Below are 20550 nucleotides of genomic sequence, written 5' to 3'. Positions count from 1 at the left end.
CAATAACAATTCAACAAGAACAAATATACCCAAAACCAAAGAAAGAGCCGCAATAAAAGCAGCTCTTCCAACAAAGCAATTATCAGCGAAGACGCCTATCCCTGACCCAACGGCACCCGGGCGAGACAAGCAGCGTCAACGTAGTCCCCGGGGCGCCCACCTATATCGTCCCGCGCGCAGTTTCGCAGCGCAGCGAGAATGTTTGAGCACGGGATGATATAGGCGGCGCCCCGGGGACGGACAAACCTACTCCGTCTCGCCCGGTCGAGCGCCGCGGGCCAGGGCGTCCTGGTACTCCTTGACTGCCTTGATCCTCTGCATCGGCTTGAGTCGCTCAAACATGGTGTTGCCGTGCAGGTGATCGATCTCGTGCTGCAGGCACACGCAGAACAGGTCGCCCGAGGCCTCATAGCGAATCAGGTTGGCGTCCAGGTCATACGCCTCGACGACGACATGGTCCGGACGCTCGATCTCGCAGCTAATGCCGGGGATGGACAGGCAGCCCTCGCTAAACGGCACCAGATGATCGCTCTGCTCCACGATAACGGGGTTAATGAGCACGTACGGGTCGTAGTCGTTCTTGTCGCTGTAGTCGCAGTCGATGGTGACGAGCTGAATAAGCTCGCCGACCTGCGGGGCAGCCAGGCCGCAGCCGCCGTTCGCGAACATCATCTTCTTCATCTTCTCGGCTAGCGCCTCGATTGCCGGGGTGATCTCCTCGATGACGGCGCACTCCTGGCGCAGACGAGGGTCGGGCGACAGTACGATTCCGTTGGCTTCCATGGCCATCCTTTCGGGTTGTTACATCAAATCATAGGCGTCGACGTCAACGCTCACGCTCACGCCGCGCACGGAGCCCACCTCTATGAGGCAGGCGTCGATATCATCAGAGACATGGTACCCCACGGGCGACTTCACAAGCAGGTGGAAGCGATAACGGTCCTTGGCTCTCTCGATTACACACGAAGCCGGACCAAGCACCTGCGGCACGGCGCTCCCCGCCCGCAAAAAGTCAGGCGCGGCGGCATGCCAGCGACGCTTAAGGAGTTTCGCGATGCGCCCGATATAGTCTCGCGCGTCATCCGCGTTCGTCGACCATACCAAGATGTTGGCCAGGCGCACGAACGGCGGGTACAGCGCGTCGCGGCGCTGGTCCAGATCGTAGTCGGTAAAGATCGAGCGGTCGTGCTCAGCGACGGCGCGAATGACCGGGTCCTCGGGCAGGTAGGTCTGGATGATAACCTCACCGGGGCGATCTCCGCGTCCGGCACGGCCCGCGACCTGCTCCAGCAAATCGTAGGCGCGCTCCCCCGCTCTAAAATCGGGCAGCTTGAGGGCAAAGTCGGCATTGACCACGCCCACAAGCGTGACCTCGGGAAAGTCGAGGCCCTTGGCGATCATCTGGGTACCCAGCAGCACCGCGCAATCGGCGGCATCGAACTGCTCGAGCAGCTTTTTGTGCGCGTCCTTGCCGCGCGTGGAATCGGCGTCCATGCGAATAATGGCGACATCCTCGGGCAGCATCTGGTGCAGCGCATCCTCGATCTGCTGCGTGCCCAGGCCCATTTTTGCCAGATAGCGGCTGCCGCATTTGGGACAGCGGCTCGTGGGGGCCGGATAGGGCTGCACGCGCCAAGAAGAGCCGCAGGTGTGGCACTGCAGTGTGTGCGTGCGCTCATGATACGTGAGCGCCGTGGAACAGTGGTTGCAGGTGGGGACGCAACCGCACTCGCGGCACATCAGAAACGGCGCAAACCCGCGGCGGTTGTGCAGCAACACGGCCTTTTCGCGGCGCTCGACCACACGCTCCAGGCCTTCCATCAGCGGTTTAGAGAACATGGAGCGACTGCCGTGCGCGAACTCGCGGCGTAGGTCGGCAATGCGGACTGTGGGCAACACGGCGTGTCCCGGGCGCTCGGGCATCTCGACACGCGTCCAGGTGGCTCCGTTGTACGTGCCGCGGCGGCAGCGGTCGAGGGCCTCGGCAGAAGGGGTGGCCGAACCCAACACGAGCGGGCAGCGATACCGACGCGCCATCTCGGCCGCCACCTCGCGCGCATGGTAGCGCGGACTGGAGCCCTGCTTATAGCTGGTCTCGTGCTCCTCGTCGATGATGATAAGACCCAAGTCGCTGAGCGGGCAAAAGAGTGCCGAGCGGGCGCCCACGACCACACGCGCGGCACCGCTGGCGACCATATCCCACTGGTCCAGGCGCTCGCCAGCAGAAAGTCGCGAATGGAACACGGCAACCGTCTCGCCAAAGCGCGAACGGAAGCGGCCGACGGTCTGGGCCGTCAGCGAGATCTCGGGTACGAGCACGCAGGCCGAACGGCCGGCCGCCAGCACGCGCTCAATCGCCGAGAGGTAGACCTCGGTTTTGCCGGAACCGGTGACGCCATCGACAAGGACCACGTCGCCGTGGGCGTCAAGGCGGGCGCGCTCAATCTGCGCGAGGGCCTGCTGCTGGCCGTTGGTGAGTGCCACCGGGGCCTTCCCGCTCGCCGAGGACAGCGTGGTCTGCTCGCTGCAGCCACGCCACGCACGGCGTTCCTCCACCACCACGACGCCGCGTTTTTCGAGCGCCTTGATGGTCGCCGACATGCTGTTGTAGAGCAGGTTGAGATCGCGCGTCGTGACCGGTCCGCACTGGAGTGCCTCGATGAGCTGACGCTGACGGACCGCGGTCTTGGGCGGCGTGTAGTCGAAACCCTCGGGTGTGAGCATGACCCAGCGGTTTTGGATGGGTTTGACGGCGGGGCGCTCAACGGTCCACACGCCGTCATCGCCCTTGACCACGCGCGGGCTGCCGCCCGGAGGCAAGAACAGGCGCAGGCACTCGGAAAGCGTCGCGACGTACTCGCGGCTCATCCAACGTGCGATACGGGCGGCCTCGGCGGTAAAGAGCGGCTTGCTGAGGATAGCCTCGATAGGCTTGACGCGTGCGGGATCGAGGGCGTCGTTACCTTGCAGATCGGCCAGCTCGGGCGCGATATCGACGATATAGCCTGCGGCGGCACGGTTGCCAAAATGAACTAGGACGGTGGAGCCGATCTGGGCATCGTTGGCAAGGGACTGCGGAATGCCGTAGGCAAATGGCTCGGAGAGCGCACGGGTCGGGATGTCGAGGACTACGCTCGCGTAGGCGACGACGGGTTCGGGCGCAGGCCCGGGCTTGGCCGAGGCAGCAGCGGATGCCGGCGCCGCCGGAGTCTCCTCCGGTTCCGGCGAACCAAACAGTGACAGTTGCTCGGCCATGGCCCCAGCACCTCCTATCCCATACGTCTACAGAAACAAGAGCCCCGCTCGGGTGAACGGGGCTCGGATACATGCGTTTACGCGTCTACTAAAGCGCCATCGTGCGGGCGCGGTCGATGCGTGCCAGGCAGTCGTCGCGGCCGACGAGCGCCATGGTCTCGCCCAGCGGGGGGCTCACTATGTTGCCGCAGACGGCGACGCGCACGGCCTGGAACACAACGCGCTTCTTGAGGTCCATCTGCTCGGGCAGCGGCTCAAGCGCAGCGTCGATGGCCTCGGCGGTCCACTCGTCCACGCCCTCGAGCGCAGCCTTGGCGGCGTCCAGAATGGCACCCATGCCCTCCTTGGCCAGGCCCTTGTTGACGGATTTCTCGTCATACTCGAGCGTCTCGGCCGTAGCAAAGATGGGAGCGGCGACGGTCACGGCGTCGGCCGGCATCTTGGTGCGCGGCTTGACGATGGCGGCAAGCGCGTCGATCCAGTCCTCGCCGTACTCGACGTTGCCCTCGATGAGACCCGCCTCGTGCAGCTCGGGGACCATGATCTCGTCGGCAAACTGGGCATCGGACATGCCGTTGATGTACTCGGCGTTGACCCAGTCGAGTTTCTTGGGGTCGAAGGTCGCCGGGTTCTTGGAGATGCGGTCGAGCGAGAACTTGCTGGCCAGGACATCGCGCGGGATGATCGTGGTCTCGCCGTCGAGCGACCAGCCGAGCAGCGCCAGGTAGTTGACGAAGGCGTCGGACAGGTAACCGGCGTCGCGGTACTCCTCCACCGAGGTGGCGCCGTGGCGCTTGGAGAGCTTCTTGCCGTCGGCACCCAAGATCATGGAGATGTGGGCGAACGTAGGCACGGGCGCGCCGAGGGCCTCGTAGACCATGACCTGGCGCGGGGTGTTGGAAAGATGGTCGTCGCCGCGGATGACGTGGGTAATCTTCATCATGGCGTCATCGACGACGGTCGCGAAGTTATACGTGGGCGTACCATCGGAGCGGAAGATGACGAAGTCGTCGAGCTCCTTGGCGTCGAAGGTCACCTCGCCGTGGACGGCGTCGTGGATGACGACATCGCCGCGGTCCTCGGGCACCTTGATGCGCAGGACGTAGGGCTCGCCGGCCTCGATGCGGCGGCGTGCCTCCTCGGGATCGAGATCGCGGCAGCGGCGCTGGTAGCCCTGGAAGGGGTCCTTGCGCTCCTGCGCGGCCTTGCGATCGGCGTCGAGCTGCTCCTTGGTGCAGAAGCAGGGATAGGCCTTGCCCTCGTCCCAGAGCTTCTGGGCGGCCTGCTTGTACAGGTCCAGGCGCTCGGTCTGGGCGTAAGGGCCATAGTCGCCGCCCACCTCGGGGCCCTCGTCCCAGTCCAAGCCCAGCCAACGCATGGCGCGCAGAATGATCTGCGTGTTCTCGTCGGTGGAACGGGTGGGGTCGGTGTCGTCGATGCGCAGGATGAACGTGCCGCCGTTTGCGCGGGCGAAAGCCCAGTTATAGATAGCGGTGCGGGCGCCGCCGATGTGCAGCTTGCCCGTCGGTGAGGGTGCAAAGCGGACGCGAACGTCTGATGCCATGGAAATCTCCTCGATTGCAGGATGGATGTCTAACCGCATCAGTATAAAGCAACAAAGCAACCTCCGCACAAAGGGCACCGACCCACTCATTGGGGACAGACTTAAATGATCAGTCTTTGGGCAACCTGTCGGCACTTAGGTAAGGCTGGTCATTTAAGTCTGTCCCCAATGAGTAGGTGCGGAAAGGGTGTGAATGTTTGATTTACGCGCTATGATGTGCCCTTGCATAGAGAGCCCGGCGGAATGGCAACGGTCGCCGGGACACGTTTTTGAAAGGACAATCATGTCAGAAGAACTTCGTTCCATTCCACCCCAACACGGGTCCTTTGTTTTTACGTCGGAGTCGGTGACCGAAGGTCATCCCGATAAGATCGCTGACCAGATCAGTGACGCCGTCCTCGACGCAATCCTCGCCAAAGAAATAGAGCTCCAGGAGCAGGGCTACATCGCCCCCAACGGCGTGCCTGCCAACGTGGAGAACGTCCGCTGCGCCTGCGAGACCCTCGTGACCACCGGCACCGTCATCGTCGCCGGCGAGATTCGCACCCAGGCCTACGTCGACGTACAGGAAATCGCCCGCGGCGTCATCCGCCGCATTGGCTACAACCGCGCCAAGTTCGGTTTTGACTGCGACACCTGCGGCGTTATGAGCCTCATCCACGAGCAGTCGCCCGATATCGCCCAGGGCGTTGACGAGTCCTTCGAGACCCAGACCGGCGCTACCACCGACCCGATCGACCTGATCGGCGCCGGCGACCAGGGCATGATGTTCGGTTATGCCTCCAACGAGACCAAGACCCTCATGCCCATGCCGCACTACCTGGCAAGCCGCCTGGCCGAGCGCCTGGCTGCCGTGCGCCATGACGGAACCCTGCCCTACCTGCGCCCCGACGGCAAGACCCAGGTCACGGTGCGCTACGAGGAAGGTAAGCCCGTGGAGGTCACGACCATCGTCATCTCCACGCAGCACGCCGCCGAGATTGAGGACATGGGCAAGATCAAGGCCGACCTCATCGAACACGTCATCACCCCGGTCATGGCCGCCGAGAACATGCCGTGGGACAACGCGGACATCTACGTGAACCCCACCGGTCGCTTTGTCGTGGGCGGCCCCATGGGCGACACGGGCCTCACCGGCCGCAAGATCATCGTCGACACCTACGGCGGCTACGGCCGTCACGGCGGCGGCGCCTTTAGCGGCAAGGACTGCACCAAGGTTGACCGCTCCGCCGCGTATGCCGCGCGCTGGGTCGCCAAGAACGTGGTCGCCGCCGGTCTGGCCGACCGCTGCGAAGTCGAGCTTGCCTACGCCATCGGCGTTTCCAAGCCCCTCTCAATCATGGTCGACACCTTCGGTACCGCGCATGTTGCCGAGGACAAGATCGTCGAGGCCGTCGAGAAGACCTTCGACCTGCGCCCGGGCGCGATCATCCGCGACCTGGACCTGCGTCGACCGATCTACGAGAAGACGGCAGCCTACGGCCACTTCGGCCGCGAAGACGCCGACTTTACCTGGGAGAAGACCGACCGAGTCGAAGAACTCAAAGCAGCCTGCGGACTGTAATTGGGAACCACCAAGGTCACAACACGCACACGCTTTCAAAAGAAGTACCGCCCCAAGCGGTACTTCTTTTTTATTTATCCGGTAGTGAAGATGTTTCGATATGAGCCAACGCTGCGTCACTAGCTAATGAATTTTGCAGCACGGGCACTCCAACCATGTATCCTTAGTCCCGAGGGGCGGGGCATAAGGTTGATCGCGAGTTCCGCACGAGCCGGAGAGCACTTAATGTGCTCTCCGTGCGAGTCAGGACTGTCCGAGCAGGCGACCTTATGCCCCGCCCCTCGGGACGACGGGATAGAACAGGAGCGCATATGGCAGGCAAGCCACAAACACTAGCTACGACCTCGGCATTCGAGATCTTGGGCCCCGTCATGGTCGGCCCCAGCTCATCGCACACCGCCGGCGCCCTGCGCTGCGCCCAAGTTGCCGCCAGCCTGCTGGAAGGCCGCATCACTAAGGTCACCTTTGGCCTGTGGAACTCGTTTGCCCACACCTACCGCGGCCACGGCACCGATCGTGCGCTCGTCGCGGGCATCCTGGGCCTCGACACCGATGACGAGAACATCAAGCAGGCCTTTGACCTCGCAAGCGAGCAGGGCCTCGAATATCACTTTGACATCAAGGGCGACGACGCCTCCATCCACCCCAACACCGTCGACATTGACATGGTCGACGACACGGGTGCGACGGCACAGGTCCGCGGTGAGAGCCTGGGCGGCGGCAAGATGCGCATCAGCCGCATTAACGGCGTCGGCGTTGACATCTCGGGCATGTACTCAACGCTCTTCGTGGCGCACAAGGACGTCCCCGGCGTGCTCGCCGCGCTCACCAACCTGCTCGCCTACGCACACGTGAACATCGCCTTCTGCCGCACCTACCGCACCGAAGTGGGCGGCCAGGCCTACTCCGTCTTTGAGACCGACGGCGCGCCCGACGACACTGTTGTCCCGATGCTGCGTAAGCTCGACAATGTCGATTACGCGACCTTTATCGAGCTCCCCGGTTCTGCTTCGTCGCTCTCCCCCGGCGTCTCGGCCAAGGAAATCTTCGACGACGGCGAGCAGCTGCTCGATGCGTGCGAGGAACTGGGGCTCAGCATCGGCGCCGTCATGGCCGTTCGCGAGGCGCGCCTGACCGGCGAGGCCCACGCCGTCGCCGCCATGCGCCGCGTGCTCGACGTCATGCGCGAGGAGACCACGGCCCCTATCGTCAATCCGCAGCGCTCGCTCGGCGGGCTTATCGGCGGCGAGGCCAAGCTTGTCGATGCCACCGGCCGCAACGACCTGAGCTCCAATTTAATGGGCGCCGTCCAGACTGACGCCGTGGCCCGCGCCATGGCCGTGCTCGAGCGCTCGGCCACGATGGGCGTAATCGTCGCAGCTCCGACGGCAGGATCCGCGGGCGTCGTCCCCGGCTGTGTGCTGGCACTCGCCGACCACCTGCAGCTCGACGACGAGCAGGTGATGGACGCGCTCTACTGCGCCGCCGCCATCGGCCTCAACCTCACCACGAGCGCCTGCGTTGCCGGCGCCGAGGGCGGCTGTCAGGCCGAGGTCGGAAGTGCGGCCGCCATGGCCGCCGCCGCGCTAGTGCAGATGCTCGGCGGCACACCCGAGCAGGCGCTCGACGCCAGTTCCATCGCGCTGAGTAATCTGCTGGGCCTCGTTTGTGACCCCGTCGGTGGCCTCGTGGAGGTGCCCTGCCAAAACCGCAACGCCATCGGCGTGGCAGCCGCCTTTAGCTCCGCACAACTCGCCCTCGCCGGCATTAAGAGCCTGGTGCCGTTTGACCAGATGGCACACGTCATGCTCTCGGTTGGCCACGCCCTGCCGGCCACGCTGCGCGAGACGGCAAAGGGCGGCATCGCACAGGCTCCGGCCGCACTTTCGGCCTGTGCAAAATGCGGTGTGTGCGGGTAGTGACCAAGAACGACTCGATAGTGGGACAAATGTCCCACCTCTTTTGAATGCCACCGTTTCCGTACCACAAACAACTAGGTAATCGCTATAATGCAAGCCCAGTAAAAACACGATGAGCCGCAAGGCGAAATTCGAAGGATATGCATACGATGTCGCAAAACGATCGAACTCAACTGATTCCCGATCCGCAGCAGCCGAGCAGGCACACCGGTGGCGTTCAGTCGCCGCGTCCTATCGCGCCGAGCCACGGTCAGGAGCGTGGTGCGGCAAACGCTTCCCAACGCCCGAACCAGCAGCGTCAGCCACGTCAGCAGCGCCAGGCAAACGGCAATGCGCCCAAGCAGCCCCACGTGCACGGTCGAGGCGATCGCGACCCCGCGCGCAAACCCGCCGAGAACAATAAGTCGGGCAAAAAGACGACGCTCTTTGTCGTCCTGGGTCTTATCGTCATTGTCTATATCGTAGGCGTCGTAGCGTTTTCCCAGCTAGCCTACCCCAACACCACCATCGCCGGCGTCGACGTCTCGTTCTCCAACGCTTCGTCTGCCGCCACCAAGGTCAACTCGGCATGGAAGCACTATAAGCTCACCGTGACAGGCGATGACTTTAGCTGGACGTATCAGCCCGAGTCCGATGAGCCCATCGTCGACGGCGAAGCTGCCGCAAAAGAGATCATCAGCCACAACGAAGCCTTTGTATGGCCGGTCCGCCTTGTGGAATCCTTAAGCGGAAAGACCAAAACAACCGCTACCTCCAACGAAGTCGATCTTGATCAAGACGTCGACCTGTCCATGCTCTCCGACACTTTTGACCAAAAGAAGTTTGAGCAGGATCTGGGCGCCGCCATCGACGAGTTTAACGAGGGGCGTTCGGGCACGTTCGAGGCCAATAGCTCCTATGATGAGCAGGCCGGCAAGTTTACCGTCGAGAAGGCGCGCTCCAACGAAAAACTCGACCGCGAGCATGTCATTAAGTATGCCGAACTCGAGCTTGCCTCGCTGTCCGAGACCGTAGACCTTTCCAAGCTCGGCAACGATGCCTATGAACCGCTCAATGGAACGCTGACCGATGATCAGATTCAGACCGCATGCGATGCCGCCAACAACTTCCTGGGCGTAAACGTGACCCTCAAGCTCAACGGCGAGGATGCCGGCAAGGTTGATGGCAGCTCCGTGTTGCAGTGGATCAGCTTTGCCGATCCGGCCAACCCCACACTCGATACGTCGCAGATCAGCAGCTGGGCAGCCGAGCTTGCCAACGGCTTCAATACCGTGGGCTCCACTCGCTGGTGGACGCGCGCCGATGGCAAGCAATGCGCCGTCGAAGGCGGCGACTTTGGTTGGTCCATCGACAGCAGCTCGCTCGCCAAGCAGGTCGAGGACGCCATTAACAACAAACAGACCGGCGAAATCGAGATCAAGTACTCCCAGAAGGCCGACACCTTTACTGCAAAGGGAGAGCCCGACTGGAAGGCATACGTCGATGTCGATCTGTCCGAGCAGCACGCGCGCTACTACGACGAGAGCGGCAATATCGTGTGGGAGGCCAACTTTATCTCCGGCAAGCCGGGAGAGGACGCCACCCCCGAAGGCGTTTGGCAGATCAACAGCAACAATGGCGCCAGCAAGCTCATCGGTGCCAAGGACCCCGAGACCGGCAAGCCCAAATACGAGAGCCCGGTCAGCTATTGGATGCCGTTTGAGGGAAACATGGTCGGTTTCCACGATGCAACGTGGCAAAACGACAAGAGTTTCGACGACCCCAACTCCTACAAGTGGTGCGGTAGCCACGGATGTATTAACCTGCGCCTAGCCGACGCCAAGGCGCTGCACGATTGCATCAAAGTCGGTCTGTGCGTGGTTGTCCACTCGTAGTGCAACGCGCGCATTAATACAACGTGGAACCGATGCAAACAATCTAACAGTTCCGAAAGAAACCGTCCTATGCGCCCACCCCAAACGATGGGCGCATATACTTATCGAGGTTCTATCTATAAAGGAGACGCTATGCCGAATGTCCCCACGATCGCCCCGGGCCCGGATGATACCGAGCACACGCCCGAAGGTGCCACCGAAACGATTCCTCTGATTACAGACGTACATGCCGACAAGCAGAACGGACGCACGAACGATACGGCCGATATTTCCGATGAAGAGGCATATGCCAAGCTCAAGGCAAAACGTGCCGAACGTCGACGCAAAAAGCTGATTCGACGCGGTATTGCCGTCGGCGTCGTAGGTGCCATCGCGCTCATTGCCATTGTCGCAACCCTGGTTATCAATGCGCAGCCACAGGGCGATAGCGGGCCTGCGACCGACATGGTGACCGAGGGCACGTTTAGCACAACGGTCGAGGCAAAAGGCCAGCTCAAACCCATTTCGTCCTCAGTGGTCTCCCCTTCTGTCGACGGCACGGTCGATTCGATCAACGTGCAGGCAGGCCAATCCGTCAACGAGGGCGACGTGCTTATGACCATTAAAAACGACGAGCTCGATCGCAACGTTGCCGAGGCGCAGCGTGCAGTTGCAGCCGCTCAAGAAGACCTCGCCAACGCGAAGAAAGCCGCAGCTGCTGCGCAGGCCAACCCAACGACGGACGTCGACGGAGGTTCCGCAGCGGCTGGCATCACCGCCGCATCAGCGGACACGAACGCCGTATCGGCCGCGCAGCGCAGCCTCACATCGGCCCAGGCAAACCTCGATCAGGCGAACGCCAAGGCCGCCAGCCGTACGGTCACGGCCCCGAGCTCGGGCAGCATCGTGGCGCTCAACGCCAAGGTGGGCGCCACGGTAACAGGCGGCACGATCATGGGCGAAGGCGACACGAGCGGCGGCAAGCAGTGCATGCAAATCGCCGACCTGTCCAAGATGAAGGTGACGGTTCAGGTGGGCGAAAAGGATATCGCCAAAATTGCCGTGGGCCAAAGCGCCAACGTGACCTATCCCGCGTTTCCCGATATCGTGAGTCAGGGCACCGTCACGGCTATCGCCTCGGTGGCAAACTCTGACTCCGGCTCCGGTAGCGGCGGCAGCGTGACCTTTAACGTCGACATCCTCATCGAAGCACCCGACAGTCGCCTTAAGCCGGGTATGACTGCCGAGGTCTCGGTAGTGACCGAGAAGCTCGACGACGTGGTTATGGTGCCGACCATGGCGCTGATGACCGAAGACGGCGAGCACTATTACGTCAATCTGGCCACCGATTCGGAAGGCAAGAAGACGCGCCGCGTGAAGGTGACCGTCGTGACGCAAAACGACAACGAGGCTGTAGTCGGTAAGACGCAGGTCAAGCGCGACGACCAGGGCAACGAGATCAACCCAGACGTCCCGGTTACCAAGTTACGCGACGGCGACACCATCGTGACGGATACCGGCACAGGCATGACGGCAGACGGCGGCGACAATATGTCTGCCGACGAGGGCAAGTAATGCGTCCCGTCATCGACATCCGCAACGTGCACCGCATCTTTGAGAGCGAGGCCGGTTGCGCCCACATCCTGCACAACGTGAGCCTGGCGGTGAACCCCGGTGAGTTCGTCGCAATCACCGGCCCCTCGGGCTCGGGCAAGTCGACGCTCATGAACATCCTGGGCTGCCTGGACAAGCCGACGGCGGGTGATTATTTCCTGCAAGGGCTCAACGTCGCCGAGCTCGACGATGATGAGCTCACCGAGGTGCGCGCGCTGAGCATCGGCTTTGTCTTTCAGAGTTTTAACTTGCTGCCGCGTCTGACGGTGATCGAAAACGTCATGCTGCCGCTGTCCTACACCAATGTGCCGCGTAGCCAGCGCGAGATGCGCGCCGTGCACGCGCTGCAAGCCGTCACACTGCCGGTCGACCATTGGGACCACCGCATATCGGAACTCTCGGGCGGACAGATGCAGCGCGTCGCCATCGCGCGCGCCCTCGTCAACGACCCGCCCATCATTTTGGCCGACGAGCCAACGGGAAATCTAGACTCGACAACCGGGGCGCTCGTCATGGAAACCTTCCACAAGCTCCAGAAACGCGGCAAGACCATCGTACTCATCACGCATGACCCCGGCATCGCCGCCGAGGCCGATCGAGCCGTAACCATCCGAGACGGGCGAATCCATGACGGCGCATATGTCGCGCATACACCGAATACGTTACGCGGGGCCGTCAAAAACCTGCCCGCGATTTCTGCAACCACCAATCAGCCGAAAGGAGCGAAGGCATGAGCACCCGCGATCTTGTCCAAGAAGCCCTTCACTCGCTCGAGGCCAACAAGGGACGCAGCCTGCTCACCATCCTTGGCATCGTCATTGGCATCGCCTCGGTCATCGCCATGACTTCGCTCATCGGCGGTATCCAAAACAGCCTGGTCAACAGCCTGGGCCTCAATGCAGCCCGCATGGTAGAGATCTATTCGTCCCAAGAACTCACCGATTCGGATGTGGAAAAGCTTCGCAAACTGGTGCCGCAGATTGAGCAGATCGGCATCGTCGATAGCGCCTATTCCGAGTACAAGGTCAGGGATAAAAGCTATACCGTCATGGCACACGGCGTCGATAGCGACATGCTCGATGCCGTGGGCGCCAGCAAGCTCGTTGCGGGACGTGTCTATTCACAGGCAGAGTCTCAATCAGGCTCGCGCGTAGCGCTCATCAGCCGCGGCGGCGCCGATCAGCTTTACGGCAACGAACAGGACGTACTGGGGAAAACCATCAAGGTGTCCAACGGCGAGGTGCAGATTGTAGGCGTGATTGATGGCGGCAGCGACTCCATGGGCTCGCTCACGCTGTATATGCCACGCGAAACCATCTCCGGCCTGTTTGGCGACGAGAATCCTTCATTTCCCAGCGTGACGGCACTTGCCGCCGAGGGCACAGACATGGACGAGCTCTGCAAGACCATCGAGTCTAAGGTGCGCGCGATGAAGGGCATCTCGGAGGATGATGAGTACGACAGCGTATCGGCGACCTCCATGAAAAGCGCCATCGATGCACTCAACTCGTTTATGGGCGCCTTCTCGCTCATCATGGGCGCTGTCGCCAGTATCTCACTGCTTGTCGGCGGAATCGGCATTATGAATATGATGCTTACCAACGTGACTGAGCGCATCCGCGAGATCGGTATTCGCCGTGCCTTGGGCGCCAGTCGCCGCGATATCACCGCGCAGTTTTTGGCCGAGTCCTCGGCGCTGTGCGTCACCGGTGGCCTGCTGGGTGTCCTGATTGGCTATCTGCTGGCCTGGGGCCTCGCGATGTTTGCCGCAGGATCAGGGGTTCTCAACGAGCTCGGTGCCAGTGGGGAGATCACACCGAGCTTTTCAATCGCCACGGTGCTGCTGGCCTTCGGCGTCTCCGTCGGCATCGGCGTAATCTTTGGCTTCTACCCCGCTCGCCGCGCGGCAAAGCTCAACCCGGTGGAGTGCCTACGCTACCAGTAAGCCACCACCAGCTACCAGTAAGCCACCACCAGCTACCAGTAAGCCACCACCAACAAGTTGCGGTGAATTAGGGACTGAATATGCTATCTAGCAGCAAAAACAGACACTATTTCACCGCAACTTATTGAAGGGCTGTTTGCGCCAGTTCTGGGCGTCGTCCTCGAGCTATTGATGGATAACGGGCTTGTACGGGTCGAGCTTGCTCGAGGCGATCCTCCTCGCAGGCGCGGCGAGCGCCTAGCGCGCGAACTCCCGTAAGAGCGCATCTTCCACTTCCCGAAGCGAAAGGGCCCCGCCTCCCTCGGCGGGACGGGTGACCACGATACAGCGCGCTCCCACGGCGCGCGCTGCGGCGAGCTTCTCGGCCGTGCCGCCTACGGTTCCCGAGTCCTTAGTCACAAGCCACTGGGCGCCCACCTGCCGAAGCATCGCCTCGTTGAGCTCGCGGGTGAAGGGCCCCTGCATGCCGATGACGTGCGACGGCGAAAACCCCGCGTCGATGCACTTCGTTATAGCACCGGGCAGCGGGAGCACACGCACGAAAAAGCGCTCCGCGAAATCGGCGACGCTCGTGTAGGGAGCAAGCTCCTTGCTCCCCGTCGTGAGAAGCGCGCGACCCGGGTTCTCGGAGAGAAAGCGCGCCGCGCAGGCGATCGACGCGACCGGCACGACGCCTTTGGGCAGCGCCTCGACCGGGCGCGCAAGGCGCAGGCATCGTGCACCCACGGCGAGCGAAGCGGCCCGGATGTTGCCGCTTGCGAGCGTAGCGAAGGGGTGCGTGGCGTCGACAACGATGCACGCGCCGGAAAGCTCGCGCTCCATGTCGGCATCGTCGAGCCTGCCCGCATGCACCTCGATGCCCGGGAGCTCGCCCAAAAGCTCGCCTCCGTACTCGGTTGCCGCGTAGGCACGGGCGGGGATGCCCGCCCTGCTCGCCCATTCGCACAGAAGGCGGCCCTCGGTGGTGCCGGCGAAAATGCGCAGCGCCGGCGCGGATGCGGGCGCCGTCACTTCGGGCCGCCTGGGCGCGTGATCTGGTAGAGCAGCGCGTTCATAATGGCAGCCGCCACGGTCGAGCCGCCCTTGCGACCCCTCGCGACGATGGCTGGCACGCGTCGTGCGAGTAGCTCCTCTTTCGCCTCGACCACGTTCACAAACCCGACCGGCACCCCAACGACGAGCACGGGCGCGATCTTCCCCGCGTCCATGAGCTCGGCGAGGCGCAGAAGTGCTGTGGGAGCGTTGCCGACGGCCACGATGAGCGGACCCTCGATGCCGCAAGCTTTGTCCATGCTCGCAACGGCGCGAGTCGTGCCCGCGGCGCGCGCAGCCGCGGCGACATCAGGGTCGGCCATGAAGCACACGGCCTTGCAGCCGAGCTTCGCGAGCGCGGGCTTGCTTATGCCTGCGAGCGCCATGTTCGTGTCGGTGAGCACCGTGGCCCCTGCGCGCAGTGCGTCGAGCGCACAGTGCGCGGCGTCATGGGTAAACACGAGGGAATCGGCGTACGAGAAGTCGGCAGTGGTGTGGATGACGCGCTTCACGACGGGCTCTTCGAGCGGCGGGAACGTGCGGCCGCCGAGCTCTTCGGTGATGATCTCGAAGCTGCGCCGCTCGATGTCGCCGGGCGCCATCTCCTTGGAATCCATCTAGTACTCCACTCCTTCCCTTGCACATATCCCCTGCTCGTAGGGATGTTTCTTGCACCGCATCTCGGTTATGTAGTCGGCCTTCTCCACGATCTTGCGGGAAGGCGCGCGCCCGGTGAGCGCTACTTCGACGCCGCGCGCGGACATATCGAGCGCGCGGTCCACGAGCGCCTCGTCGACAAGCCCCTTCGAAAGCGCGTCGAGCGCCTCGTCGAGCACGAGCAGTCCCTCTTGCGCGCCCTCGAGCTCGGCGAGCGCGGAAGCGAGGTTCCCATCGTGCAGCTCGCACGTCGCGGCAAGTTCTTCCGACGTCATCGACCAGGTAAACTTGTCCGACACCTTCCCCGCGAACACGGGCACGCCGAAATGCTCGGCGAGCAGGCGCACCTCCCCGCTTTCGCCGTCTTTCAGGAACTGCACGACGACGACGCGGCGGCCTGCAGCGAGCATGCGAAGGGCGAGGCCCATCGCCGCCGTGGTCTTGCCTTTGCCGTCGCCATGATACACGTGGATCATACGCCCTCCTCGATAATGCGGTAGACATACTCCATGTCGAGCGCCCCGCGCACGACGTCGGCCAGGCGGTCGAACTCGCGCGCACGGTGATCGGCCGCGGACGCCGCGCCCGCAGCACCCACGACGCTCTCGGGCAGGCCGCGCATGCGCGCGAGTGAGCGCGCGAGGGCGAGCGCAACCCCCGGTTCGTCGAACAGGCCGTGGAGATAGGTTCCGAACACGTTTCCGCAGGCCGCGCCTTCTGGTTTGCCGCCAATTGTGCCCGCAGGAGCGCAGGAGACGGTCGTTTCGCCGTCGTGAATCTCGTACCCGCGCGCCGTCATGCCGTTCCACGCCGAGAACGCGCCTTGGGCGCCCGTGATGCGCAGCTCCGACTGGGCGAGGCGCTTTTCCTCCTTGAACACCGTACTTGCAGGGATGAGCCCGAGCCCGCGCGCGGTGCCAGCGCCTTCCCTGCCGTGCGGGTCGGAAAGCTCGTCTCCCAAAAGCTGGTAGCCTCCGCATATGCCGAGCACCGGCGTGCCCGCGCCCGAAAGCGCGCGTACACAGGCTCCGATGCCGCTAGCCGCAAGCCAGCGCGCGTCGTCGAGCGTGGTCTTCGAGCCGGGGAGCACCACCAGGTCGGGTCGGCCCAGATCGGTCGTCGAGGAAACGTAGCGCACGCCCACGCCGGGCACGCGCGAAAGCGGGTCGAAGTCGGTGAAGTTCGAAAGATGCGGAAGACGCACGACGGCGACGTCGATGACGCCGCGCGCCTCGCGGGCAGATAGGCGCGGCGCGAGCGAGTCCTCGTCGTCCAGGTCGAGCGTAAGATACGGCACGACCCCCACGACGGGAACCCCGCACATCTTCTCGAGCGGGGCCAAACCCGGGCGCAGGATTTCCACATCGCCGCGGAACTTGTTCACCACAAGCCCCCGCAAAAGCGCGCGGTCCTCGGGCGCAAGGAGCGCGACCGTGCCGTAGAGCTGGGCAAATACCCCGCCCGAGTCGATGTCGCCCGCAAGCAGCACGGGGGAGGACACGGCGCGCGCGAGCCCCATGTTGACGATGTCATTTTCAGCAAGGTTGATTTCGGCGGGGCTGCCGGCGCCCTCGATGACGATGACGTCGTTTTCCTCCGCGAGCGAATCGAACGCCTCCAAAATCTGCGGCATGAGCGCCTTCTTTCGCGCGAAGTAGTCCCTCGCAGCGAAGGCTCCCTGCGCCTTGCCGGCCACGATGAGCTGGCTTCGGTGGCCGCTTTCGGGCTTGAGCAGGATGGGGTTCATGCGCACGTCGGGCGCGATGCCGCACGCCTCGGCCTGCATGATCTGGGCGCGCCCCATCTCGAGCCCGTCGGCCGTGACGCCGCTGTTGAGTGCCATGTTCTGGCTCTTGAAGGGAGTCACGCGCAGGCCGTCCTGCGAAAGCACGCGGCACAGCCCCGCCGCGAGCAGGCTCTTCCCCGCGTTCGACATGGTGCCCTGGATCATGATGGGCTTGGCCCTACCCACGGGTATCGACCTCCTTCGCCAAGCCTCGGCCATCCGCGCCCGCCATAGCGCCGCTGAAAGAAGCGCCGCCCCGTTCGTCGGGTTCGCCTTCGCCCGATGCGTCTTCCGCCCGAAGCGCACGGCCGAACGCCATCGCAAGCCGGGCGTTCTCCTTGCGCGTGCGCACCGCGACGCGGCACCAGAAACGGGACAGTACCGAAAACGAGTCGCACGTGCGGACCAAAACCCCCTGATCATACAGGCGCTCGGGGATGTCTTTCGCCGGCGTGCGGACTAAAAGGAAGTTCGCATCCGACGGCACGACGGAAAGCCCGAGCGAGGAGAGCTCGTGGGAAAGCCACGCTCGCTCGCCCTCCAATACATCGCGCGTGCGCGAGACGTATTCGACGTCTTCCAGGGCGGCGATACCCGCAGCCTCGGCGACCGAAGAGACGGGCCACGCCTGCCCCGCCCGGCGAATCCCCTCGATGAGTTGGGCGTTTCCGCTGATCAGATATCCCAACCGCAACCCCGCCATTCCGTAGAGCTTGGTGAACGCGGAGAGCACGGCCACATGGCGCGAACACGCGGCGCGTGCGGCCACGCTCCTTTCGCGGGCGTCGGGCGCAAATCCGAGGAAGCACTCGTCCACGACGAGCAGCGCGCCCACCTGCTCGCAGCGGCAAGCCGCGGTCTCGATCACGCTGGGGTCGACGAGGCGCCCCGTCGGGTTGTTCGGATTGCAGAGGTACGCCACGTCTCCCGGCCCCTCGATCGCGCGGGCGAAGGAGGCGGGCACGTCGAAGTCGTCCGCTTCGGAGAGCGGGAACTCCTGCACGCATGCGCCGTAGTACGATGCCGCCTCCGCATATTCAGAGAACGTCGGCGCGCACACGACGATGCGTTTCGGGCGCACCGCCGCGGCGAGCCGCCAGATGATGTCGGACGCGCCCGCGCCGCAGACGATAGTATCTTCGGGAATGCCCTGGTCGCGCGCTAGCGCGCGAACGAGGGCGAGGCTTTCCCTATCGGGGTAGGCGTCGATTCGAGAAAGCGCCTTGCAAGCTGCGGCGACGGCGCGCGGCGAGGGGCCTGCCGGATTCACGTTCACCGAGAAGTCAATGAGGTCGGAGGCACCCCCTTCGCAAGCGATGCCGAGCGATTGCGCGCTGCCCCCATGCGTGCGGGCGCGCAGGATTCCCCCGGCAGCCCGGGGCGCGGCGTGGTCTTTCCTCATGCCATCGCCCCCACGGCGAGCACGACCGCCGCGCGCGCGGCGCCGAAGACGACGAGCGCGCATACGGACGCGGCGAGCATGAGCCTTGTCGCCCGGGCGATGTCGCCCCACTCGATTTCGCGGGACGCGTCGCCTATCGTCGGTTTCTCAACGAGCTTGCCGAAATACACCGCAGGTCCTGCCAGGCGCAGTCCGAGCGCACCCGCGCACGCCGACTCGGTCTGCGCCGCGTTCGGGCTCGCATGGCGACGCCTGTCGCGGCGCCAGATGCGCGCCGCCCCACGCGCGTCGAGCCCGACGATCGGGCACACGGCGATCATGAACAGGGCCGATAAGCGCGAGGGAATCCAGTTCACCGCATCGTCGAGGCGCGCCGAGGCGCAGCCGAAGTCGATGTAGCGCTCGTTTTTGTAGCCCACCATGCTGTCGAGCGTGTTCACCGCCTTGTACGCCATGCCCAAAGGCGCACCCCCGATCATAAGGTAGAAAAGCGGCGCGATGACACCGTCGCTCGCGTTCTCCGCCACCGTTTCCACGGCGGCGCGCGCGACGCCCTGCTCGTCGAGAACAGACGTGTCACGTCCCACGATGAGCCCGACGGCTTCGCGCGCCGCGACAAGTCCGCCCTTCGAGAACGCGCGGGCAACGGCCAGGCTCTGGAGGCGCAGCTCGCATGCCGCGAGAATCTGATAGCTAGCCCATGCCTCGGCCACGAAGCGCAAGCCGGAGTGAACCATGCCGCAAAGATGCAGGATTCCCCAGGTCAAAAGCCCACACGCAAGCGGAAGCGCCACGGCGAGCACAAGCCCTGCGGCGCGCGTGCCCGCGGACGTTTGCGGGAATGCGCGCCGCAGGCGGCCTTCGGCCCACGTGATCGCGCGCCCCATGGCGACGACGGGATGGGGAAGCCAGCGCGGGTCGCCGAAGGCAAGGTCGGCCGCGAACCCGGCGGCGACGGCAAAAATCGTCATCACCGGGCATCGCCCCCCCAAGCGGGGCGAACGTCGCGAAGGCAGCGCCCATCCCAAGTGGCGGCCCATGCGCCGCCCGGCTCGGTATGCACGTCGAAGTATCCCATTTTCGGGACAGCTAGCTCGGAGAGCAGCGCTTTCACGGTACCCGCGTGAACGACGAAGACGGCGCGCCCACTCCCCTGGGCGCGCTCCGATTTGCACGCCTCCCGAAACGCCGCGATGACGCGGCGGGTGAAATCGCTCTTGCCCTCGCCATGCGGGCAGCGCGTCTCGCACCAGGAGTCTACCCAGGCGCGATAGCGCGCATCCTCTTTAAGCTCGGCGGCGCTTCGCCCCTCGAAGTCGCCGAAATCCATCTCGCGCAGACCGGGGCACGCCATAAGCTCCGCGTTCGGGAAGAGGATGCGCGCCGTCTGGTCGGTACGGGCCATGCCGCTCGTGATAACACGGAACACGTCACGATCGCACGCGAGGTCGCGCAAAGCGCGCTCGCCCGCACTCGACAGGGGCTCGTCGGTGCCCGCCCCGCTGTAGCGATGGTCTTCCGTGCCCGCCGTGGCACCATGGCGCACGAAGACGACTTCCAAAAGCGCACCCGCGCCCTGCGTCCCTCGAGGTGCATCGGCAAGGTTTCCTTTGATGACCTGGGGAATCCCGCACGTCATGCGCACGACGACGTCGGCGCGCGCAGCGAGCGCGCATCCCAGGCGCCCCGCGCGCTCGCGCCATTGGGCGTCTTCCGCACTCATGGGGACGACCCCCGAGCCGACCAAGGGCAGAATCACTGCGTCGAAGCCGATCAGCCGCTCGAGCGCCCGGTCAGCGTCGAGCGCGCGTACGAGTTCCTCAGCACGGTATGCGACGCGGCCGGCAAAAGCCGCGGGCACGCCGCCCTCCGCAAGCTGCGCCGCGTCGACGAAATCGTCCGCCGCGAACCCGAGTTTTTCGCGCACGAAGGTCCTCTTCCCCGAATGCGCGCCACCTA

General features: G+C 64.0%; 16 protein-coding genes. 6 read left to right on the top strand and 10 right to left on the bottom strand.

What is annotated here, in order from left to right; all coding sequences use genetic code 11:
* Positions 1–246: 246 nt before the first annotated feature.
* The 3 genes from def to gltX all read right to left on the bottom strand — a co-directional run bounded on the left by def (position 247) and on the right by gltX (position 4819).
* Positions 247–783 (bottom strand): peptide deformylase, encoded by a 537-nt coding sequence (def, locus tag DWW12_RS01455; RefSeq protein WP_117854642.1) that lies wholly within the window; start codon positions 781–783, stop codon positions 247–249.
* 18 nt (positions 784–801) lie between these two features.
* Positions 802–3255: a primosomal protein N' gene (gene priA, locus DWW12_RS01450; protein ID WP_233544190.1), complete on the bottom strand. Its 2454-nt coding sequence runs from the start codon at positions 3253–3255 to the stop codon at positions 802–804.
* An 88-nt stretch (positions 3256–3343) separates the two neighbouring features.
* A complete protein-coding gene (gene gltX, locus DWW12_RS01445; protein WP_117854639.1) occupies positions 3344–4819 on the bottom strand; it encodes a glutamate--tRNA ligase in 1476 nt (491 codons plus the stop codon).
* 283 nt (positions 4820–5102) lie between these two features.
* On the opposite strand from gltX, the gene metK reads away from it, so the two are divergent.
* From metK to DWW12_RS01415, 6 genes are all read left to right on the top strand, one after another.
* Positions 5103–6383: a methionine adenosyltransferase gene (gene metK / locus DWW12_RS01440; RefSeq protein ID WP_117636948.1), complete on the top strand. Its 1281-nt coding sequence runs from the start codon at positions 5103–5105 to the stop codon at positions 6381–6383.
* Positions 6384–6694: 311 nt separating this feature from the next.
* On the top strand, positions 6695–8302 hold the full coding sequence (gene sdaAA / locus DWW12_RS01435) for an L-serine ammonia-lyase, iron-sulfur-dependent, subunit alpha (RefSeq protein WP_117854638.1): 1608 nt from the start codon (positions 6695–6697) through the stop codon (positions 8300–8302).
* Between the two features lie 149 nt (positions 8303–8451).
* Positions 8452–10176, top strand: coding sequence for a L,D-transpeptidase (locus tag DWW12_RS01430; protein ID WP_158564345.1), 1725 nt, complete (start codon positions 8452–8454; stop codon positions 10174–10176).
* Positions 10177–10308: 132 nt separating this feature from the next.
* Positions 10309–11730, top strand: coding sequence for an efflux RND transporter periplasmic adaptor subunit (locus tag DWW12_RS01425; RefSeq protein WP_158564344.1), 1422 nt, complete (start codon positions 10309–10311; stop codon positions 11728–11730).
* Positions 11730–12503, top strand: coding sequence for an ABC transporter ATP-binding protein (locus DWW12_RS01420; protein WP_055250391.1), 774 nt, complete (start codon positions 11730–11732; stop codon positions 12501–12503). The genes DWW12_RS01425 and DWW12_RS01420 overlap by 1 nt, the downstream gene beginning before the upstream one ends.
* Positions 12500–13714 (top strand): ABC transporter permease, encoded by a 1215-nt coding sequence (locus tag DWW12_RS01415; protein ID WP_117854632.1) that lies wholly within the window; start codon positions 12500–12502, stop codon positions 13712–13714. The genes DWW12_RS01420 and DWW12_RS01415 overlap by 4 nt, the downstream gene beginning before the upstream one ends.
* Before the next feature lie 237 nt (positions 13715–13951).
* Here the strand turns inward: DWW12_RS01415 and cobK are convergent, their stop codons facing one another.
* From cobK to DWW12_RS01380, 7 genes are read right to left on the bottom strand one after another with little or no spacing between them, the layout of a single operon-like run.
* Positions 13952–14725, bottom strand: a complete 774-nt coding sequence (cobK, locus tag DWW12_RS01410; protein WP_117854631.1) for a precorrin-6A reductase — start codon at positions 14723–14725, stop codon at positions 13952–13954.
* Entirely contained in the window at positions 14722–15363 is a 642-nt protein-coding gene (locus tag DWW12_RS01405; RefSeq protein WP_117854629.1) for a precorrin-8X methylmutase, read from the bottom strand. Before DWW12_RS01405 ends, cobK begins: the two co-directional genes overlap by 4 nt.
* A complete protein-coding gene (locus DWW12_RS01400; protein WP_089571806.1) occupies positions 15364–15879 on the bottom strand; it encodes a cob(I)yrinic acid a,c-diamide adenosyltransferase in 516 nt (171 codons plus the stop codon).
* Positions 15876–17375, bottom strand: a complete 1500-nt coding sequence (locus DWW12_RS01395; RefSeq protein WP_233544189.1) for a cobyric acid synthase — start codon at positions 17373–17375, stop codon at positions 15876–15878. The genes DWW12_RS01400 and DWW12_RS01395 overlap by 4 nt, the downstream gene beginning before the upstream one ends.
* The gene (locus tag DWW12_RS01390; protein WP_158564343.1) at positions 17368–18591 is read right to left on the bottom strand and encodes a histidinol-phosphate transaminase; all 1224 of its coding nucleotides are present in this window, start codon (positions 18589–18591) and stop codon (positions 17368–17370) included. Before DWW12_RS01390 ends, DWW12_RS01395 begins: the two co-directional genes overlap by 8 nt.
* On the bottom strand, positions 18588–19562 hold the full coding sequence (gene cbiB, locus DWW12_RS01385; protein ID WP_117854624.1) for an adenosylcobinamide-phosphate synthase CbiB: 975 nt from the start codon (positions 19560–19562) through the stop codon (positions 18588–18590). The genes DWW12_RS01390 and cbiB overlap by 4 nt, the downstream gene beginning before the upstream one ends.
* Complete coding sequence (locus DWW12_RS01380) at positions 19562–20518, bottom strand: histidine phosphatase family protein (RefSeq protein WP_233544187.1); 957 nt, start codon at positions 20516–20518, stop codon at positions 19562–19564. Before DWW12_RS01380 ends, cbiB begins: the two co-directional genes overlap by 1 nt.
* Between the last annotated feature and the right edge of the window lie 32 nt (positions 20519–20550).

It is taken from the genome of Collinsella sp. AF14-35 (assembly GCF_003464565.1).
Taxonomy (GTDB): domain Bacteria; phylum Actinomycetota; class Coriobacteriia; order Coriobacteriales; family Coriobacteriaceae; genus Collinsella.
The sequence above is the reverse complement of the archived record's forward strand: the minus strand, read 5'-3'. Positions and strand labels throughout refer to the sequence as shown.